Genomic DNA, 19,140 nt, shown 5'->3' with positions numbered 1-19,140 from the left:
AATAAAAATTTAATAAGCTCTAGCAAATAAAATAGTTTGATTAGCCTTTTTTTTGGTTACAGGACATATTTTATTAATTAATTTTTGTGAAACAACAACTCTTGCTGTTGCTCCTGTATCATTTTTTATAATTTGTTCTGCTTCATTTTCATGAACGCTCATTTTGATATAACCTATATTTTTAATATTTTGTTTGAATTCTTCATAAGTTGTCACTTCTAATATATTCTGATTTAAAAAATTCAAAGCTTTTTGAAACATTTTTTTATGAATATTTTTTAATAAAATCGGGATTTCTTTTAAGAATTGTTTTTCTTCAATTGTTTGTTTTTGAAAATTATATCTTATAAAGATTGTCAATTTATTGTCTTTTAAATCTCTTAAACCTAATTCTATTCTTAAAGGAACTCCTTTTAATTCATAATAACTAAATTTGAAACCAATATTTTTATTTTGATTATCTAAAACAACTCTATATTTTTTAGATAATTTTTTATATAATTCATTAGCTTTTGTTACAACTTCTGAATTATGTGTTTGAATAGGAATAATAACTATTTGAATAGGAGCGATATAAGGTGGCAATACTAATCCTTCATCATCTCCATGAACCATAATAATAGCTCCTATTAATCTTGTAGAAATTCCCCAAGAAGTTTGTTCAGTTAATTGTGTTTTTAAATTTTTGTCTTGAAATTTAATTTGGAATTTTTCAGAAAATTTAGTACCTAAATAATGAGAAGTACCAGCTTGAAGAGCTTGTTTATCATGCATTAAAGCTTCTATAGAATAAGTCCATACAGCACCTTTAAATTTTTCTAACTCTGTTTTTTTTCCTGAAATAAAAGGAATAGCTAAAAGTTCTTTTCCTAATTTTTTATACAAATTCAATATTGAAATAGTTTCTTTTATAGCTTCTTCTTTGGTAGCATGAACTGTATGCCCTTCTTGCCATAAAAATTCTTTACTTCTTAAAAAAGGTTTATTGGTTTTTTCCCAACGTACAACGTTACACCATTGATTAAATAATTTAGGTAAATCACGATAAGAAAATATTTTTTTAGAATAATATCTAGAAAACAATACTTCTGACGTCGGTCGTAAAATCATTTTTTCTTTTAACTTTACATTATTAACTTCTTCAATCGTTATAGCTTCAGGAGAAAACCCTTTAATATGTTCTTGTTCTTGTTTAAATAAATTTTCAGTAAAAAATAAAGGAAAATAAACGTTTTGATGATTATTTTTTTTTAATTTTTTATCAACAAATTCTCTAATAGATTCCCACATACTATAACCGTAAGGTAAATAAATAAAAAAACCTTTGATATCTGAATAATCAATTAATTCTGCTTTTAAACAAATTTCTTTATACCATCGACCAAAATCAATCTCTCGTGAAGTTATTTCTTTGACTAACTTAGAATTATTCATATTAAAATAAAATCCTTTTTAAAATTTATAAAATAATTGATTAACAAAATCCAAAAAATGTATATAAGTTATTAAAAAAACTTGTTTTATTTCAATAATTTAGCGAAAAGTGAAACTTGATCTAATATTTCCCAAGTAAATAAATTATCATTTCGTCCAAAATGTCCTTCACAAGCAGTTATTTGAAAAAAAGATTTTTTTAAATTTAATTGTTTAATTATACCTTGCGGACTTAAATCAAAATTTTGTTCAATAGTTTCAAGAATTAAAGATTCTGATACTTTATTAGTTCCAAAAGTATTTATAAAAACACTCACAGGTTGAGACAAACCAATAACATAAGAAATTTGTATTTCGCATTTATCACATAAACCAGAAGCGACAATATTTTTAGCTAAATATCTAGCCATATAAGCGCCACTTCTATCAACTTTTGAAGGATCTTTTCCACTGAAACAACCACCACCATGACGAACTTCACTACCATAAGCATCTTGAATAATTTTTCTTCCTGTTAAACCAGCATCAGCAGAAGGACCACCAATAATAAAACTTTTAGAAGGATTAATATAAAAATTAGTTTTGTTATTAATCCAACGTGGTTCAATTGTTGGTTCGATAACATATTTTAAAATTTGTTGTTTTAAAAATTCTTGAGTAATATTATCTGTATGTTGAGTTGAAACAACAATAGAATCTATATAAATAGGTTTATTTTGATCATCATAAACTAAAGTGACTTGGGTTTTACCATCTGGTCTTAAAAAAGGTAAAATTTTCTTTTCTCTAACTTCAGTTAATTTTAAAGATAAATTTCTAGCTAAACAAAATGCCAAAGGTAAAAAAAGATTTGTTTCGTTTGTTGCGTAACCAAACATTAAACCTTGATCTCCTGCACCTTTATTAACAATTTTTGTTAATTCCTTTGATTGTTCATGAATTAAATTTAAAATAGATAATTTCTGATAACAAAAATTGTCTTTTTCATTATCATAACCAATATCTTTAACAACTTGTCTAATGATTTGTTCAATATTTTCAAAATATATTTTAAAAGAAGTTTTAATTTCGCCTAAAATAATAACTTTTTGTTTTGTTACCGCTGTTTCGATTGCTACTTTAGATTCAGAATCATGATGTAAAAAAAAATCTAATAAAGAATCTGAAATTTGATCTGCTATTTTATCAGGATGCCCTTTGGTAACTGATTCACTACTAAATTTTTTCATTAAAAAATATTCCAGTTTTATTATTATAATTTTTATTTCTTTTTTAATTAAAAAAGAAATAAATTGTTTTTTAATTAAAAAAAAAGACTCAACAAATAGAATCTTTTTTTTCAAAATATTAATTTTGATATAAACTTAAACTAAAACAATATAACAAGCTTGTTCTCTGCCCTTAACTAACTTAATAAAAAATTCTACTTTATCATTTTCTTTTAATTTTTTATATTTACTTTCTTGATAATGTCCAGGTATAGTTTCATTATTACCTTCTATAATAGAATTTGCATGACAAAATAAATCATCTTCTGATCTGTCTCTATTGTCAATAAATTGCTCTATTTCCGCCTCATCTAAAGAAAATTGTTCTGCAATTTCGTTGTATGAATATTCGCCAATAGGTTTTACTGTTTTAATAAAACCAAAACTTTTAGTTACGTCGAACCATTTTACTACGCCTTGGAATTTAATTTTTGTTCTGTTTTCCATTAATTAATTTTAAAACTCCTTTTTATATACGTTATATAATTAGATGAAACACCTTTTTTATTATATAATAAATATTGATAAAATAAACATTATTTTAATTTACAATTTAAAAGTTTTTTTATTATAATTAAAATAATTGAATGTTTTATAAGATTCAATATAATAAAGTAGCCTCTATAGTTTAATGGCAAAACATGTCAATGGTAATGACAAAATACAAGTTCAATTCTTGTTTGAGGCACCATTGAATAATATATTTATTATATATACTTTATTTTATGCTATACTTACATAGTAAGCTTTTTTTGATTTTTAAAAAATCAAATCGCGAATGTAGTATAGTGGCTATTACTCATGCTTGCCAAGCATAGGACGGGGGTTCGATTCCCCTCATTCGCTCCAAATATAAAAATAAAATATAAAAAATAAACAAACTATCTTAAAAAATTAAGATAGTTTGTTTTATATTTCCAATACTTAATTAAAAAATTTTATTTTTGAGTTTTTAAATACTTCATTAAAGTACTTCTTTTTTTATTTTTCATTAATAAACCACGTTTAGAATGAAAATCAGAAGGATGTTCTTTTAAATGTTTATTTAATTCTTCTATTTCAGCTGATAATATAGCAATTTGAACTCGAGTACAACCTGTATTTGTTTCATAATTAGCATTTTGTAAAATAATATTTTTTTTTTGTTCTTTAGTTAAAGCCATTATAATGAATTCACTTCCTTTATTTGTAAACTTTTTTTATATATAAAGAATTTTATATTTGTAAAAATTTTTCTATATTTAAAACAAAAACAGTAGTGCCGCCGACAGTAATTTCAGAAGATAAATCTGAAAAAGCACTCATTTCATTTAAAACATTATTTGGAATTAATTGTGTTTTTTTTTGAGAATGCTCTTTAAAAATTTCTAACACTTGCTCTACTTTATCTTTTTTTAGACCGATAACAAAAGTAGTATTATTTTCTTTTAAAAATCCTCCTTTGATATCTAATCTAGTGTGAAAAAAATTATATTTATTTAAATAATTTTGTACTTTATTAGCATCTTCATTAGAAATTATTGCTAAAATTAATTTCATTTCATTATCCATATTCATATTATATATTATTTTCAAAAATAAAAACTATTTATTGTTGTATATGAAACAAAACAAAATTATAAATCGAAAATACATGGCATAAATTACCTAAAATAACAAACAAATGCCAAATAAAATGAAAATATTTTTTATATATTTTAACATAGAAAATAGTACCGATACTATAAAACAAACCTCCTAAAAAAAGAAATAACAATATTAAATTATCAAAAGCAAAAAAAATTGTTCTATTTTGGAATATAACAATAATACCACTCCATCCTAATATTAAAAATAAAATAAAATGAATTCGTTCTCCTTGCTTCATTTTAAATATTTTAAATAATATTCCTATCAATATACAAAGAGATTGTAAAATAAAAAAAATTAAAGTAAATAAATCAATTTCCTTTTTATTTAAAAACAAAAATGGTAAAAAACTACCCCAAATCAACAAATAAATACAAATATGATCGAATCTTTGAAATTGTTTTTTAGCTTTTGTAAAAGATAAAGAATGATATAAACAACTCATAAAATAAAGCATAAACATAGTGAAAGTTAATAAAAACAAAGACAAATCAAATGAATATTTACAACAAAAAATACAAAAAATACAAACGCTACCTGGAACCATTAAGCCATGAGAAACAGCATTTAAAATTTCTTCCATAACAGTTTGTTTTGGATTTTTTTTTATTGGCCATTTCATATATATTTTTAACCTTTATTTTGTTATCCTTTAATTTATTTTAATATAATAAAACATTATATTTCTAAATTACTCACAATATTTTTTGTCATTTGTTCATAATAACTATGATTTTTTTTATTACTATTATCAGATAAAATAATTTGTATTTCTTTTGAAAAAAATCGAGGTAACAAATGAACATGATAATGAAATATTGTTTGTCCTGATATAATCCCATTATTATTTATCAAGTTAATACCTTGACAATTGAAAGTTTTAATTAAAGTTTGGCTAATTTTGTGTACTATCTCGAAAAGATGTTTAAAAATATCTATTGGTACTTCAACAATTGTTTTATATTCCTTTTTAGTAACAACCAAAGTATGTCCTTTAGTAGCTTGTGAAATATCTAAAAAAGCAATAACTATGTCATCTTCGTATAAAATATAACTAGGGATTTTTCTTTGAATTATTTTAGTAAAAACAGTAGACATTATATTACCTCTTTTTTGCATAAACAAATTATTTTATTTAATAAATTAATTGAAAAATAAACAAAATAGCTATTTCAAATTTGAATTATATAAATATATTTTAAAAGTAATTGAAAAAAATTAACTAAAATATTTTTTAACATTTCTGAAATTACATTTAGCTATTTTTTGAAAAAAAACCAATTCTTTATGTTTTTGATAAATTTTATATATCTGTTCATCTACTTTAAAACCTGCTCCTAATAATAATTCATAACCTATTTGTTCTTTTAATTTATTCATTTCTTGTAAAAAAACAGCTCTTGCTATAACAGAAGCTAAAGCAACACTGGCATATTTACTTTCTGCTCGGGTTTCGAATTGAATCTTCCTATATATTTGTTCTTCATTTTGTAAATATTGAAAATATTTTTTAGAATTCACAAATTGATCTAAAACAACATTTCTTGTGTCTTTTGTTTTGTTTATAAGTTCCAAAATAGCTTGATTATGTAATAAAGCTTGGATATGTTTCATGTTATATTTTTTAATCCAAATATTAAACTCACAGGGTTTCAATATTTTAACAGAATAAACAAATTTATCTTGAACGATTGAAAAAATTTTTTTAATTTTATTATCTAATATTTTTTTAGAGTCTTTTATTCCTATGTCTCGTAAAAAAGGAATTTGTTGTTCGGTCACTAAAACAGAACAAACAACAATAGGTCCAAAAACATCACCCATACCCACTTCATCTGAACCGATGTTTGTTTCACTATTTATTTCTTTCGCTTCACCAATATTTATATGAAATTGATTATCTAAATCTAAGCTTAAAATTTGTTGTATATATTCAAGTTTGCCTTGAAATAAACAAGTACCGTTATTATAACAAGTAATCCTTAATTGGGGTTTTTTAATTGTTAAAAAAATATTATTTACAGTATTTGGAATAATAAAATTTTTATATTTTTTTTTTAATATTTGAAATTGCTCTAATTTTAATTTAACCGTAACATAATTTGTCATAAAATCAAGATCCAACTTTTAATTATATTTATAAAATATGATTTTTTATTATTTATTTAAAACCCAATTAATAGGAGAAATATTATTTTTAATTAAATAGGAATTCGTTTTAGAAAAAAAATGATTTCCAAAAAATCCTTTATATGCTGACAAGGGTGAAGGATGAGAACTTTTCAAAATATAATTTTCATCTAAATTAATATTTTGAGTATATTCTTGAGCGAATTTACCCCATAAAATATAAACTACTTTTTCTTTTTGATTCAAAAATTTAAAAATATTTTGAGTAAACTCTTTCCAACCGATATTTTGATGACTTAAAGGTTTACTATCTTCCACCGTTAAAACACTATTTAATAATAAAACTCCTTCTAAAGCCCATGAAGTTAAATTATTATTGTAAGAAATCAAATTTAAATCATTTTTTAATTCTTTAAAAATATTTTTTAAACTAGAAGGGGTTTTATTATTAAATACACTAAAAGATAAACCATGAGCTTGATTAAAATTAAAATAAGGATCTTGACCTAAAATAACAGCTTTTACATTTTGATAAGGAGTTAAGCGAAAGGCTTCAAAAATATTTTCAAAAGAAGGATAAATTTTCTTTCCTTTTTTAATTTCATTTTGTATAAAATTCATCATTTTTTGAAAATATATTTTCTTTTTTTCTTGACAAAAAAATTTTTCCCACATTTATTTTCACCTAATTATTTCTTAAAATTTGTCGTAATAAAATTTATTATTCAGAAAATAATGTTCTTATGTAATTCATAAAACAAATAAAAAGCGTACAAATAATTATTATCCATATTATGTGGAAAAAAGTCCATTTACAAACATATTTAGCTAAAACTCTATCGTAAGGTATTGGAGCATCATCTGCTGTATTAGCATCGCCTCGAGTTTTAATTTTGTTTGACTCTATAAGATTTTCTATAACTCTATGAATAATAGGTACTGGTTTGGAATCATCCTGAAAAATTACAATATCGCTATTTTGAAAGCCTTCTGTTTTGACTCCTTTTAGTTTAGGTTTATCATATGGTGAAAGATATTTAACTAGAACATAATCATACGTCATAATTGTTGGTTCCATACTCCCACTCACAACTCGGCAAACATCAAATTTAAAAATGGCAATATTTTTAAGTGGTGGTAAAAATAGTTTACTTATAAAATGACAAAACAAAAATAAAGTAAAAATATTAAGAACAGAATTAATCAAAAACAAAATAGTGCTTAAAAAAAAATAAATTATTTTTTTTATATTTTTGATATTTCGCGACATTTGTTTAAACTACCTTTTTATTCAATTAAGCATTTATAAAAAATATTTTCAAATTTTTTAAAAAATATACTTTTATTGTAAACTAATTAATAAAAAAAATATTTTATCTATTAATGTGAATAACAACTATTGTGGAATCCAAGTATAAGATAAAAAAATTTTAAATATCTTTTATAAAACTTTCTATAATAGCATAATTATTTTCTTTAACCACAATTAAATTAGTATTTACATATGGCAAAATATTAAAAATTCTTTGCGGGGGAATAGCAATAAAAAATTGTATTCTTAAATTATTAAAAAAAGACATCATGGCATCTATTCTATTTTCATCCATGTTATTAAAAGCTTCGTCAAAAAAAACTAAACAGCTTTTAGATTTACTGTTGTCTACCAATAATTGTTCAAAACAAATAGCCATAATTATATAAAAAGGTATTTGCGTTTCTCCACCTGATTTTTCTCTAAAAATTTTAGAAAAAAAAGAAAAATTACCTTCTTTATCATAAATTTTAATATCGTAATCTAAATAATTGCGATAATCTAAAAATTGATAAGTTATATTTTCATATTCTTTCTCAAAAGACATTATCTTTCGAAATAATTCATTTAAAAGTTCATCTTTATATGATAAATCATTTTCATGTAATAAATTCATTTCTTCTGATTTGTCATCTTTGATAAAAAAAGAATAATATTTTTGATATTCAATATCATCAGAGGGTTTAGTTATAATTTGGTAATAATCATTACCAAAAGGTCTATTTTGTAAAATTTGATTTAAATTATCGATTTGTTGTTTAGTTTCTATAATGCTTTTTTTTAATTTATTGATAAATTCTTCCTTAAAAATGATTTCTGTTTTAATACTTAATTCTTTAGCTTCTTGTTCGTATTGAATTAAATTTTTAGAATTAATCAAATTATATTCTTTCATAAAAAAAACAAAATTTTCTAATTTAGGTTCCACATTTAATAAATTATAATCTTCGATATATATTTTCATTAAAGAAATAAGATCTAATTTTAAAATATTTTTTTGATATTCAATATTTTTCAAATTTTCTTGAATATTTTTAAAAATAATTTCGTAATTATTATGATATTCATGTAAATAATTATTCAATTGAACAGAAGCCGCTTCGATATTAATAATTTCTTTTGGTTCTTCCACTAATAATTCATCTTTATATTTGAAAAGTTCTTTTTCTAAATTATGAATCTGATTAACATAAATATTTTCTTTATTTTTATTTTCAGAAATCTTGAACATAATATTTTCTAATTCTTGTTTTTTTGTTTGTGATTCTTCTTGCAATTGCACAATATTATTTTCTAATTGAGTTAAATTCACATCAAGACTTAATTTGTTTATCTTGTCTTTAATGTTAACTAAATTTAATTCTGTTTCTTGTTTTTGTTCTAACAAAGAGACAAAATCTAAATTAATAATAGAAAAAATTTTACTTTTTTGAATTAAAGCAAGAATAGTATCATTTTGTCTGAATTTATTTTGTTTTTGCATTAATTCTTCTTTTTGTAAATTCATTTTATTCAAAATAATATTTTGACGTATTTTATAAGAATTAACACCTATATAAGGAATTTGATAAGTTTTTGGATTTAATTTTTTTGCAGTATAATTACTATAAATCATTCCTGAAGGGGTGATAGCTGTTTTATGATTTTTCAAATTTGCCATATTTAATTCACATTTAATATTAGATAATAATATTTTGATATATTTTAAAGCATCTTTATTCTCACTAGAAATATAAGAAGCTAAACTGTCATAATTATCTTTTATATCAGGAATTTTTTCTGTATTCACTAAACCAACATCATAAATTTTTAAATTGTCTTGTAATTTTTCATAAATTTTTAAAGCAAAATCAAAATAACGATAATCTATAATTAAATTAAATTTTCTAGAACCTAAAAAACCTTCTATAGCGTTCCTCCATAATTCATCTTTAACTTCTATTAATTCACACAAAGGATAAACAAAAATATTTTTATTATATTTCTCGTTTAATTTTTCTTTTAATAAATTATTTATTTTAACAAAATGATTGTTATTAGAAATATAACTTTTGTTAATCATTTCTAATTCATAACTATTTTTATTAATTTCGTTTTGTAAAAGAAGTATTTCTTTTTTTAAATTATTTTGAACTATATTGATATTAATAATTTTTTGAGAAAAATAATTATATGTTTTATTAAAATTTGTTTGTAATAAAATAGAATTTTTTTTTGTAGGTTCAGTTAAAAAAGAATTAATTGTATGATAATTTTCTTCTAAAATAACTTCTTTTTCTAAAAGAAACAAATTTTCTAAAATAGACATTTCCGCTTTTAATTGTTTATTTAAAATATCTATTTTGTCTTGAATTTGTTCAAAATTTCTTTGTTTGTTAACCAAATCCATTTGTAAAGTGTATAAAACAGATCCTGATTTATTTTGAATTTTATTGGTTTGTAATTTCAAAATATAATCATTCAATTGCTCAATAGTTTCATTATATTTTTGTTTTTGAGATATCAATGCAATTAATTCTTTTTCAATTAATTCTTTTTGAATTAATGTTTTGTTTAAATGTTTTTCTTTTTGATGAACTAAAAGCATTTTTTCTGATAAAGAATGAATTTTGATTTGATTATTTATTTGTTTTAAATTTTTTTCTATTTCTATAATTTTAGTTAACTCTTTTAATTTCTTTTTTTCTATTTCCATTTGAAATTCAATTTTTTTTAATTGTTGTACGTTATTTTTTAAACTATTAACATTAATAGGATTTTCTTCCAACAAAAAATCAAAAATAAATTGTTGTAAATTCAAGGGTTTAAAAGCTAATGCTTTCGGTAATATTTTTAAATATTTAGAAATATTAATGTCCAAAAATTTACCCACTGCATTTCGATATTGCTGTTTGGTATCAAAAAAATCAAAATTTTTATCCAAAGTTCTAAAATATTCACGCATATTTTTGATATTTCTAATTTGATTGTCAAATATAAAAATATTTTTATTTAATGAAATTCCAGAAAATAGATAAAATTTATCTTTTAATAAACCTTTATAAGGTAATTCTAAAACACAACCTAAAATAGTATATTCTTCTTTTATTTCATCATAAAATTCTAAAGCAATGTGAGTTATAACATTTTTATTTCTTAAAAATTCTTTATTCTCAAGACCTAATTTTCCTTTAATATAACTTTCTAAAGAACGTTTGGCAATATCATTAGCAGCTATATTAAATTTGACACCTTTTTTTTCTCCTATCAAAACATATTGTAGAGCATCTAATAAAGTAGACTTTCCTACACCATTTTCACCCGAAATCAAAACATTATCTCTGATTTCTATATCTTGATGAGAAAATAAATGCCAATTAATTAATTTTATTCTAGTTAATTTTTTCATTTTAATTTTATCAATTTTCAAATTTTAATGATTCTTTGTATTGGTCGATCATATTTAAATCAAGTAAATAAAGAATAGTATTATAAATTATAATTAGTGAATCATCAGATAAATCATTATCTACATAATTAATAATATTATACCTTTTAAATAAAGTTAAAATATTTCTTGTTTTTTCTTTAGTTATTTTTTTAATTTCTTTATAACCAATACTATTTAATTTATGATAAATATCTTGTAAATATATTTGAATAATTTCTCCATTAGGTTTAATCTCTTTTTTTTGTTGAAACAAAATACGTAAAATTAATAAAATTAAACTTTCTTCTTTTTTTAATTTTAATTTATTAAAATTATTTAAATTTTTAATAAAAATAACTTCATCATATTTTCTAATTTCTAATTGGAAATCCGAAAGTTGAAAAAAAAAGAAAAAAAGTTCTTTATGTAATAAAATAAAACGATAATCATTTGTATCTTCTGCTTTTTGAATAGTCAAATAATTTACTTGAAATAATTTATTAACAATTTTAGAAAAAACATTCTTTTCCAGTTCTTTTAAATTTTGGAATTTTTCTGTAAAAACATATAAATCTTTTGTTTTTTGATCCATTAAAAAATCCTTTACCCATGTTAATTTTCACAGAAAATAATATGAAAAAATCATCAATTTTTGATTTTAAGCAAAAGAAATTTGTTTATCATAAAATAATGAATGAAAAAATTAACTTATTTTAAATTAAATTATGTTTTTTAAAAAAATCATACATTTTATTATCTAAAATATGATTAGTTACTAAATTAGCTTTTGCTTTAACTTCTGGATATTCGCAATTATCCATTACAATACCAATATCAGCAAAATCTAACATTTCTTTATCATTGCATCCATCACCGACACAAATTAACTCATAATCAGGATATTTTGTTTTAATTTTTTGAATACCATATAATTTATTAATATTTTTCATTGTTACATCAATATGATTTTTCCAATAGTAAATCTGAAAATAACCTAATTTATCTAAAAAAGATTTTATTTTGTATTGTTCATCACCGAAAATATTCAACATAAAAATTTTTTCTTTCAAATGAAATTGATTATCAATTGGAATATCAAATTGTGTATGCCAATAATCAATAATATCTATTTGTTGTAAATTATCATTATAAAAAAAAGCTGTTTTATTCATGCTAATGCCAGAAGCTATGATTTTACTATTTTTATGATATAACTTTATTCGATCTAAAACAACATTAATATAATTCAAAGGAAGTGTTTTCTCTTCGATAATTTGATTGTCTTCTAAAACTAAAGCACCATTAATTAAAACTAAATATTTAAAACAAGGTAATAATTCCTTAAGAACATTTAAATTCGAATAATTTCTACCCGTAGCAATTCCTAATATCGTATTAGGCATAAGTGATAATTCCTGAATTAATTTTTTAGTTTGAGGTAAAATTTCTTTTTTATGACTACTATATAAAGTTTCGTCGATATCAAAAAAAAATAATCTTTTTTTAATATTTCGAACCTTCCTTCTTAACTAATTTCTTTTTTAAAAAATATAATTTTTATTTATAACTTTAATCAATTCGAAAATCATTTTATTTTGTTTTTATAATAAAAAATTACTAAAAATAATTTTAATTATACTTTATTATAATACAAAAAATAAAAATTAAATTTTATAAAAAATGGTGTGGATAGTGAGACTCCAACTCACAAAAAAAATTTACATGCCCCTCAAGCATGCGCGTATACCAAATTTCGCCATACCCACAAAAATAATAAAAAATTATTCTAAAGAAAAAATATAAGGATAAATATTATTATCAATTTCTATTTTTTCTATTTCAAGATCAGGAAATTTTTTTGCTAAAAAAGATTCTATTTTTTTTAAATTTTTTTTAAAAATATCTTTTTTATAATAAAAAATAGTTAAAAAAATGTTTTTTTTATTAATCATTTTTGTTAATAAATTTTTAGCTAAAAAAAACAAATCTTTATGATTTTCTATAATATTTTCTTGAAATAAAGATGCAAAACCATCTAAATCAAGTTTTTCTTTTTTTATGTTATTTAAATATTTTGAATCAATTATTTTGCTAATTTTAATTTTTTGCATATTCATATGAATATTATTTAAATTTTCTTCTAAAGAAAGATCGTGTTGAAAAACTAAAAGTGCATTATAAATTTCGACAACACTTCTAGTTGGCATAATTTGAATATTTAAATGAGGTTGTAATTGACGAATTTTTTCAATCATAGAAATTATTTCATGTTCATTCGGAAATACTATAATTATTTCGGCTTTAATTTTATTAAATATCGATTGTAAATCGTTTGATGAATATTTTTTTTTTTGTAAATTTATCACAATATCAGAATGTAACTCTTTAAAAGTTATTTCGATATCTTCGCCGAAACCATTAACAAAAGTAACAAGAGAATATTGAATTAATTTCTTATTATTTGAAACCTGATTACTTGCAATAAAATCTTTTTTTTGTTTTTGCATATTATCAATTTTAGATTTGACTAATGTACCAAGGGGCAAAAATTCTTTTAAAATATTATCAGGAAAATTAGTATGAATATGAATTTTTAACAAATTATTATCTGTAAACAAAATCAAAGAATCACCATGAGAATTCATTGTTTTTTTATATTCATCTATATCAAACTGATTATTTTGATTTAATTTAAAAATAAATTCTGTGCAATAAATATATTTTAATTCGGTATTTTTATTAATATGATGTTTTTCTTGTAAATATGATGTATTTATTATATCATCGTCTTTTAACCAAATATTTTCTAAATACAACAGCATTCCTTCTACAATAAAAATAAACCCTTTACCACCGCTATCAACTACTTTTGATTGCTTTAAAACAGATAATAACATAGGAGTGCGGCTTAAGGAAATTTTAGCGTTTTTTATAATTGTTTGTATAACTTCTTTAATTGTTTTTATTTTGTCTTTTTGTTTAAAAGTTGCTTCAATAGATTCACGAAAAACAGTTAAAATAGTTCCTTCAACCGGTTCAATAACTGATGCATAAGCTTTCTTATAACCGCTAACCATAGAATCAATAAATTCATTAGAATTAATATTTTTTTTTTTCAAATTATAAATATATTCATGAATTCCAGAAAAAAATTGAGATAAAATAACTCCTGAATTTCCTTTAGACCCCATTAACAAGGCATCAGACAAAATTTTAGTTACTTTAACAATTGAAGTTTCATTTATGTTTTGAAGTTTTCGAACTCCTTCCATCATAGTCAAATACATATTAGTTCCAGTATCGCCATCAGGAACAGGGAAAACATTAAGATTATTTATTTCTTGATGATTTTTTTTTAAATTAAAAGTACCATTTATAATCATTTGTTTAAATAAAAAACCATCTATAATTTTATATTCTTTCATATTTCAGTTATTAAAAATCCTTTTATTTGTTAAAGTTATTTAAATGCAAATTATTCTATTATTTTTAAAAATTTAAAATAAATTAAAACTAAATATATTATAACATTATTGTGTTCCAAAATATAAAACCACTCGAAAGTCTCAACAAAGTATAATTTTTAAAGAACTCTCCAAAATAAACATTTTGACTTTTTATTTGACTTTAAATTAATTTTATTAAGCTACATATCAAAAATGTTTTGATATAGAAATAAAATACAAAAAGTGTTTATTACATAATTGTAGGGTAGCTTCGCTGCCTTGTAATAATGTCTATCTTTTGATTTAATTTATGTATAAATAAATAATTTTGCACAAAAGAGTAATAAAAATTAAATTAAAAAACATTTTATTTAATCATCTTTCATATTATAAAATAAAAAATAACTAATTAATAATTTTTTATAAAAAAGACATAAAAAATATTCTAAAGTATTGTAATTTTCTTTTTGAGACAAAAGTTGTTCTTGAAGACTTATAAATTAAGTCAATACTTTGATATCTTTTTAAATTAAAGAAATATAATTTTTATTTTCAAAAGTAAATTTTTATAAATATTACAAATGATTATTTTAAAGATTAATTTAATAAAAAAATTTGCTTTCTAATATACCGAATATCATCAAGTTTACCAAAATCATAATAAAAAAGCATTTCAAAATTGGATAATATAAAAAATTATTATTTGTAATATCCGAATATATTTAATTACAACATATTCTTTATAATTTATTATTTATGTTGAATTTTAAAAATAAATTATAAAATTATTTTTTTATTCTTTTGAAAAAAAGACTAACTATTCAGTTAGTCTTAAAAAATTTTTAAAAAATAAAAAATGTCTAAACTTTTGGAGAATAGCAAGATTTTAAAAAAATAAAAAAGTGTTTCAAGTTTATGAATACCTCATTTTACCCAAATTTTGATCTAAAATAAAAAAATAATTATTATTTACAAAATTTAAAATTACATTAATTTATCAATTAATTTAGAAATTTCAATTACAAAATTATTTTATGATATTTAATTCTTTCAAAAAAACATCTAATTCTTTATCTATATCTTTTATTCGTTGTTTCTTAGTTTCGATATTTTCTAATAATTTATCTAATGAAATTGATTCTTCTATTATTGTTTCTGAAACATAGTTAGAAATATTCAAACTATAATCATTGTTTTTAATTTTGTCTAAAGATATTAAAGTAGAATAACCATTTTTTTCTTTTTTATTAATATATGTTTCTAAGATTTCGCCAATATGTTCATTTGATAAAATATTTTGTTTTTTATCTGTTTCAAATTTATCAGAAGCATTAATAAATAAAATATGATCTTTATCTTCAAGACGACGACATTTTTTAAAAATCAAAATACAAGTAGAAATAGAGGTCCCATAAAACAAATCAGAAGGAAACCCAATGAATAGTAATAATATTCGATGAAACTTATAACTATGATAATAACCTAAAGGTTTATTGCCGTCTGAGACAACATAATATTTATTATGTTTATTTATGGAAGTCGATAAATCTTTTTTAATAACACCTTTTCCTCTTTATATATCCGCTATTTCTTCTAATCTAACTTCTTTCCATTCATCTATGAATCCTTTAAATCTTAAAATAGGTTTTTTTGTATTTATAATATAAATGAAATATGAATGTAATTAGTTTTTATTTATATAATTTTACTTTCATTTAATTTTGATTAAAAAGGATGTATTAATGTTATTAACAAAAAAATTTGCTTTTGTATCTTCAGAATGGCTTAAAGAAAGAAAAAAAGAATTAAAAAAAACAACTATCGCTACTTATTATCATACTATTCAAGGTCATTTAATTAAAAAGTTTAATTATGCTTCTGAAATTACTGAAAAACAAGTTCAACAATATATTTTTGAACTTGTTGACATAGGATTAAAAATAAGTACTATTAAGAGATTTATGCTTGTTTTAAAAATGATTATTCATTTTGGTTATAAAAATTATGCATGGCCTAATCTTATTTGGGATGAAATAAAATATCCTAAAAATAATATTAGTAAAAAATTAAACATTTTAAATATTAAACAACAAAAGAAAATTATTAATTATTTAATTAAAAATATTAATTTTAAAAATTTAGGTCTTTTAATGACTTTACAAACAGGATTAAGAATTGGAGAAATATGTGGTTTAAAATGGAGTGATATAGATTTTGAAAATGGTTTTATAGAAGTTCAAAGAACAGTCCAAAGAATTACTTATTTAGATGAGAATAATATTCCTAATAAACAACATTATAAAAAAACAATAGTAGTTATTGGTCCTGTTAAATCTCAAAGTTCTTTTAGAGAAATTCCTTTATCGAATCAATTATTAATGATTTTAAGAACTTTTAAAAAAAATAAATTATCTTCTAATTTTATTTTATCTAATGATATAAAACCTATTGAGCCGCGAACATATCGAGAACATTATATTTTTATTATGCATTTATTAAATCTAAAACCTATTAATTTTCATTCTTTAAGACATACGTTTGCTACTCGGATGATTGAAGCTAAAACAGATTATAAGACAGTCAGTGCTTTATTAGGACACTCGGATATTAAAACTACATTAGATTTATATGTCCATCCAGATTTGAAACAAAAGAAAAAAGGCATTGAACAAATGAATCGTTTATTTATATAAAAAAAAGTTATTTATGAAGTTTTATGCATTATAATTAAATTATATTAAAAATAAAGAACATATAATAAAAGAACGGATATGAGGATATGATTTTTACAAAAAATATAAATACAAAAAAACCTATTTTAAGATTTAAAGGATTCATAGATGAATGGAAAGAAGTTAGATTAGAAGAAATAGCGGATATCAATCCACCAACTAAAAAACCTGATTATAAATTTATTTATTTAGATTTAGCTTCTGTTAAAAAAGGCCAAATTATTAACTATAAAAAACAACAATTCAAAATACACCTAAATCTGCTAAAAACGTTTTACAACAACAAGACATATTATTCCGCGAAAGTAAGACCTTATCAACAAAATAATCTGTTATTTCGAGAACAAGATGGACAAGAATATGTAGCTTCAACTGGTTTTATTCAAATTAGAGTCCTTAATAATTCACTTTTTTTTATATATTACTTTCTTCATACTAATAAAATAAATAAAAAAGTTATTAGTTTATGTACAGGAACTACTTATCCTGTTATTCGACCCATTGATTTTAAAAATAATATCAAAATTTTATTACCTTGTTTAAATGAACAAAACAAAATAACTACTTTCTTTTCTTTAATAGATGAAAAGATTAATATACAATTATCTATATTTTGGGATGATAACTCAGAGCAAACAAATAATAAAGAAAAAAATAATCAGCAAGAAATAGCTAAGTTGCAACAAATTATTAAAGATTTAAAAAAACAAAAAAAAGATAACGAAAATTTTAAAAAAGATATTAATTTAAATATTAAAAGGATGGATTTATCATCTTATGGTATGCAATAAAAACAAGATTAAATATATTTATATTATAGTTTTAATTACTTGTTTATTCTTCATGACTGGTATTTTAGGTTATCATTTTCGTTTTTTTAATTATCAAATTCAAGAAACATTCATAATACCTCTACATAATCCGCAAAGAACATATGAATTATATTATGATAACATTTATCAACAAACTAATCCCGAACCGCAAGACATTTATCAAGTCATTTTAAAAGAACAGTTAAAAAATTGTGTTATAAAGAATGTTGACGGTATAACAAAACAAATTATTAAAAAAGAACGTCGCATTCCTAGTGGGACATTACTATTTCGGAAGGACATTTATTATTCTTTTTATGATTTTTGGAACAAAGCTGAGACAAAAAGTGGTAGTGGGCAAATGACGCGCGAATTATATGATTTGCGGGGTTGGGATGATAGTAAAAATGATTGGACTACCAATTTAACTGGTTATAATTGTCATTCAGGCACTCGTCTGTCTGGTATTACATATTATCTAACAAGACTAGCATTTGGTGGTCGGTGGTTTACAAAACCATCAGTATTATCGTTTGAAATGAGAGAAGCGGACCCTTTGGAATGGGCATTCCTTAGTTATAACCAGTACTTATTAGAAGTACAAAGAAAACCTTTTCAAGACAGTTCAACTTTTATCAAATTTGATTATGACGTTTATAAAGGGAACTCAACTCAGATGGCTTATGATACACCCCAAGAAGTCTCAATTTCTTATAATAAATATAAAATATGGGAGGATGGTACGGGTAATATTATCAAACAAGACACTTTTAATCCACAAGGTGTTCTGATAGATACGAAAACAAATGTCTACTTCCATCAAAAAAATTACGATAATTATGATACAATAATTATTTATAGAAATATTCATGAAGTATACTTGCAAAATAAATTAACTAAAATCGATCTTTATCATAAAGCATATTATTTACAAAAGAATATCAGTCCTATTAGAAAGGTTGATTAAT

The 19,140-nt window shown here is 21.6% G+C and carries 18 protein-coding genes and 2 tRNA genes; 5 read left to right on the top strand and 15 right to left on the bottom strand.

The features are described 5' to 3' along the window. Positions 1-9: 9 nt before the first annotated feature. The 3 genes from proS to AADV48_RS00985 form a co-directional block, all read right to left on the bottom strand. Complete coding sequence (gene proS / locus AADV48_RS00995; protein WP_341266741.1) at positions 10-1,434, bottom strand: proline--tRNA ligase; 1,425 nt, start codon at positions 1,432-1,434, stop codon at positions 10-12. Positions 1,435-1,520: 86 nt separating this feature from the next. Then, positions 1,521-2,663, bottom strand: coding sequence for a methionine adenosyltransferase (metK, locus tag AADV48_RS00990; protein ID WP_341266740.1), 1,143 nt, complete (start codon positions 2,661-2,663; stop codon positions 1,521-1,523). Between the two features lie 135 nt (positions 2,664-2,798). Continuing rightward, a complete protein-coding gene (locus tag AADV48_RS00985; RefSeq protein ID WP_341266739.1) occupies positions 2,799-3,149 on the bottom strand; it encodes a cold shock domain-containing protein in 351 nt (116 codons plus the stop codon). 170 nt (positions 3,150-3,319) lie between these two features. Here AADV48_RS00985 and AADV48_RS00980 point away from each other — a divergent pair. Continuing rightward, positions 3,320-3,393 (top strand) — tRNA-Thr (locus AADV48_RS00980). Between the two features lie 83 nt (positions 3,394-3,476). After that, positions 3,477-3,551: transfer RNA gene (locus tag AADV48_RS00975), tRNA-Gly, on the top strand. Positions 3,552-3,640: 89 nt separating this feature from the next. Here the strand turns inward: AADV48_RS00975 and rpsO are convergent. The 12 genes from rpsO to AADV48_RS00915 all read right to left on the bottom strand — a co-directional run bounded on the left by rpsO (position 3,641) and on the right by AADV48_RS00915 (position 16,066). Then, positions 3,641-3,865 carry a 30S ribosomal protein S15 gene (gene rpsO / locus AADV48_RS00970; RefSeq protein WP_341266738.1) on the bottom strand — a complete coding sequence of 75 codons (225 nt, stop codon included), beginning with the start codon at positions 3,863-3,865 and terminating at the stop codon, positions 3,641-3,643. A gap of 52 nt (positions 3,866-3,917) precedes the next feature. Beyond that, positions 3,918-4,259 (bottom strand): cyclic-di-AMP receptor, encoded by a 342-nt coding sequence (locus AADV48_RS00965; RefSeq protein WP_341266737.1) that lies wholly within the window; start codon positions 4,257-4,259, stop codon positions 3,918-3,920. A gap of 31 nt (positions 4,260-4,290) precedes the next feature. Then, on the bottom strand, positions 4,291-4,953 hold the full coding sequence (gene trhA, locus AADV48_RS00960; protein WP_341266736.1) for a PAQR family membrane homeostasis protein TrhA: 663 nt from the start codon (positions 4,951-4,953) through the stop codon (positions 4,291-4,293). A 56-nt stretch (positions 4,954-5,009) separates the two neighbouring features. Further along, positions 5,010-5,429 (bottom strand): HIT family protein, encoded by a 420-nt coding sequence (locus AADV48_RS00955; protein WP_341266735.1) that lies wholly within the window; start codon positions 5,427-5,429, stop codon positions 5,010-5,012. A gap of 120 nt (positions 5,430-5,549) precedes the next feature. Beyond that, the gene (gene rnhC, locus AADV48_RS00950) at positions 5,550-6,440 is read right to left on the bottom strand and encodes a ribonuclease HIII (RefSeq protein ID WP_341266734.1); all 891 of its coding nucleotides are present in this window, start codon (positions 6,438-6,440) and stop codon (positions 5,550-5,552) included. A gap of 48 nt (positions 6,441-6,488) precedes the next feature. Next, complete coding sequence (locus AADV48_RS00945; protein WP_341266733.1) at positions 6,489-7,136, bottom strand: uracil-DNA glycosylase; 648 nt, start codon at positions 7,134-7,136, stop codon at positions 6,489-6,491. Positions 7,137-7,182: 46 nt separating this feature from the next. Beyond that, positions 7,183-7,731, bottom strand: a complete 549-nt coding sequence (locus AADV48_RS00940; protein WP_341266732.1) for a S26 family signal peptidase — start codon at positions 7,729-7,731, stop codon at positions 7,183-7,185. A gap of 160 nt (positions 7,732-7,891) precedes the next feature. After that, a complete protein-coding gene (locus AADV48_RS00935) occupies positions 7,892-11,182 on the bottom strand; it encodes an ATP-binding protein (protein ID WP_341266731.1) in 3,291 nt (1,096 codons plus the stop codon). After that, positions 11,172-11,774 (bottom strand): DUF4194 domain-containing protein, encoded by a 603-nt coding sequence (locus tag AADV48_RS00930; protein WP_341266730.1) that lies wholly within the window; start codon positions 11,772-11,774, stop codon positions 11,172-11,174. Before AADV48_RS00930 ends, AADV48_RS00935 begins: the two co-directional genes overlap by 11 nt. Before the next feature lie 121 nt (positions 11,775-11,895). Next, on the bottom strand, positions 11,896-12,690 hold the full coding sequence (locus AADV48_RS00925) for an HAD family hydrolase (RefSeq protein ID WP_341266859.1): 795 nt from the start codon (positions 12,688-12,690) through the stop codon (positions 11,896-11,898). Between the two features lie 273 nt (positions 12,691-12,963). Next, on the bottom strand, positions 12,964-14,607 hold the full coding sequence (locus AADV48_RS00920) for a DAK2 domain-containing protein (protein ID WP_341266729.1): 1,644 nt from the start codon (positions 14,605-14,607) through the stop codon (positions 12,964-12,966). A gap of 1,048 nt (positions 14,608-15,655) precedes the next feature. Further along, positions 15,656-16,066, bottom strand: coding sequence for an N-6 DNA methylase (locus AADV48_RS00915; protein ID WP_341266858.1), 411 nt, complete (start codon positions 16,064-16,066; stop codon positions 15,656-15,658). A 304-nt stretch (positions 16,067-16,370) separates the two neighbouring features. Here AADV48_RS00915 and AADV48_RS00910 point away from each other — a divergent pair, with 304 nt between their 5' ends. The 3 genes from AADV48_RS00910 (at position 16,371) to AADV48_RS00900 (ending at position 19,139) form a co-directional block, all read left to right on the top strand. Continuing rightward, positions 16,371-17,321, top strand: coding sequence for a site-specific integrase (locus tag AADV48_RS00910; RefSeq protein WP_341266728.1), 951 nt, complete (start codon positions 16,371-16,373; stop codon positions 17,319-17,321). An 86-nt stretch (positions 17,322-17,407) separates the two neighbouring features. Then, a complete protein-coding gene (locus tag AADV48_RS00905) occupies positions 17,408-18,151 on the top strand; it encodes a restriction endonuclease subunit S (protein WP_341266727.1) in 744 nt (247 codons plus the stop codon). Next, complete coding sequence (locus AADV48_RS00900) at positions 18,138-19,139, top strand: hypothetical protein (RefSeq protein ID WP_341266726.1); 1,002 nt, start codon at positions 18,138-18,140, stop codon at positions 19,137-19,139. The genes AADV48_RS00905 and AADV48_RS00900 overlap by 14 nt, the downstream gene beginning before the upstream one ends. Position 19,140: the final 1 nt, after the last annotated feature.

It is taken from the genome of Candidatus Phytoplasma fraxini, assembly GCF_038024965.1.
GTDB classification, from domain to species: domain Bacteria; phylum Bacillota_I; class Bacilli_A; order Acholeplasmatales; family Acholeplasmataceae; genus Phytoplasma; species Phytoplasma fraxini.
Note: the sequence above shows the minus strand (reverse complement) of the source record. Positions and strands in the feature narration are given on the sequence as shown.

Bases quoted from the DNA above. Each gene is read 5' to 3' on its own strand.
- proS (WP_341266741.1), bottom strand. From the start codon at position 1,434: ATGAATAATTCTAAGTTAGTCAAAGAAATAACTTCACGAGAGATTGAT.
- metK (WP_341266740.1), bottom strand. From the start codon at position 2,663: ATGAAAAAATTTAGTAGTGAATCAGTTACCAAAGGGCATCCTGATAAA.
- AADV48_RS00985 (WP_341266739.1), bottom strand. From the start codon at position 3,149: ATGGAAAACAGAACAAAAATTAAATTCCAAGGCGTAGTAAAATGGTTC.
- rpsO (WP_341266738.1), bottom strand. From the start codon at position 3,865: ATGGCTTTAACTAAAGAACAAAAAAAAAATATTATTTTACAAAATGCT.
- AADV48_RS00965 (WP_341266737.1), bottom strand. From the start codon at position 4,259: ATGAATATGGATAATGAAATGAAATTAATTTTAGCAATAATTTCTAAT.
- trhA (WP_341266736.1), bottom strand. From the start codon at position 4,953: ATGAAATGGCCAATAAAAAAAAATCCAAAACAAACTGTTATGGAAGAA.
- AADV48_RS00955 (WP_341266735.1), bottom strand. From the start codon at position 5,429: ATGTCTACTGTTTTTACTAAAATAATTCAAAGAAAAATCCCTAGTTAT.
- rnhC (WP_341266734.1), bottom strand. From the start codon at position 6,440: ATGACAAATTATGTTACGGTTAAATTAAAATTAGAGCAATTTCAAATA.
- AADV48_RS00945 (WP_341266733.1), bottom strand. From the start codon at position 7,136: ATGTGGGAAAAATTTTTTTGTCAAGAAAAAAAGAAAATATATTTTCAA.
- AADV48_RS00940 (WP_341266732.1), bottom strand. From the start codon at position 7,731: ATGTCGCGAAATATCAAAAATATAAAAAAAATAATTTATTTTTTTTTA.
- AADV48_RS00930 (WP_341266730.1), bottom strand. From the start codon at position 11,774: ATGGATCAAAAAACAAAAGATTTATATGTTTTTACAGAAAAATTCCAA.
- AADV48_RS00920 (WP_341266729.1), bottom strand. From the start codon at position 14,607: ATGAAAGAATATAAAATTATAGATGGTTTTTTATTTAAACAAATGATT.
- AADV48_RS00910 (WP_341266728.1), top strand. From the start codon at position 16,371: ATGTTATTAACAAAAAAATTTGCTTTTGTATCTTCAGAATGGCTTAAA.
- AADV48_RS00905 (WP_341266727.1), top strand. From the start codon at position 17,408: ATGATTTTTACAAAAAATATAAATACAAAAAAACCTATTTTAAGATTT.
- AADV48_RS00900 (WP_341266726.1), top strand. From the start codon at position 18,138: ATGGTATGCAATAAAAACAAGATTAAATATATTTATATTATAGTTTTA.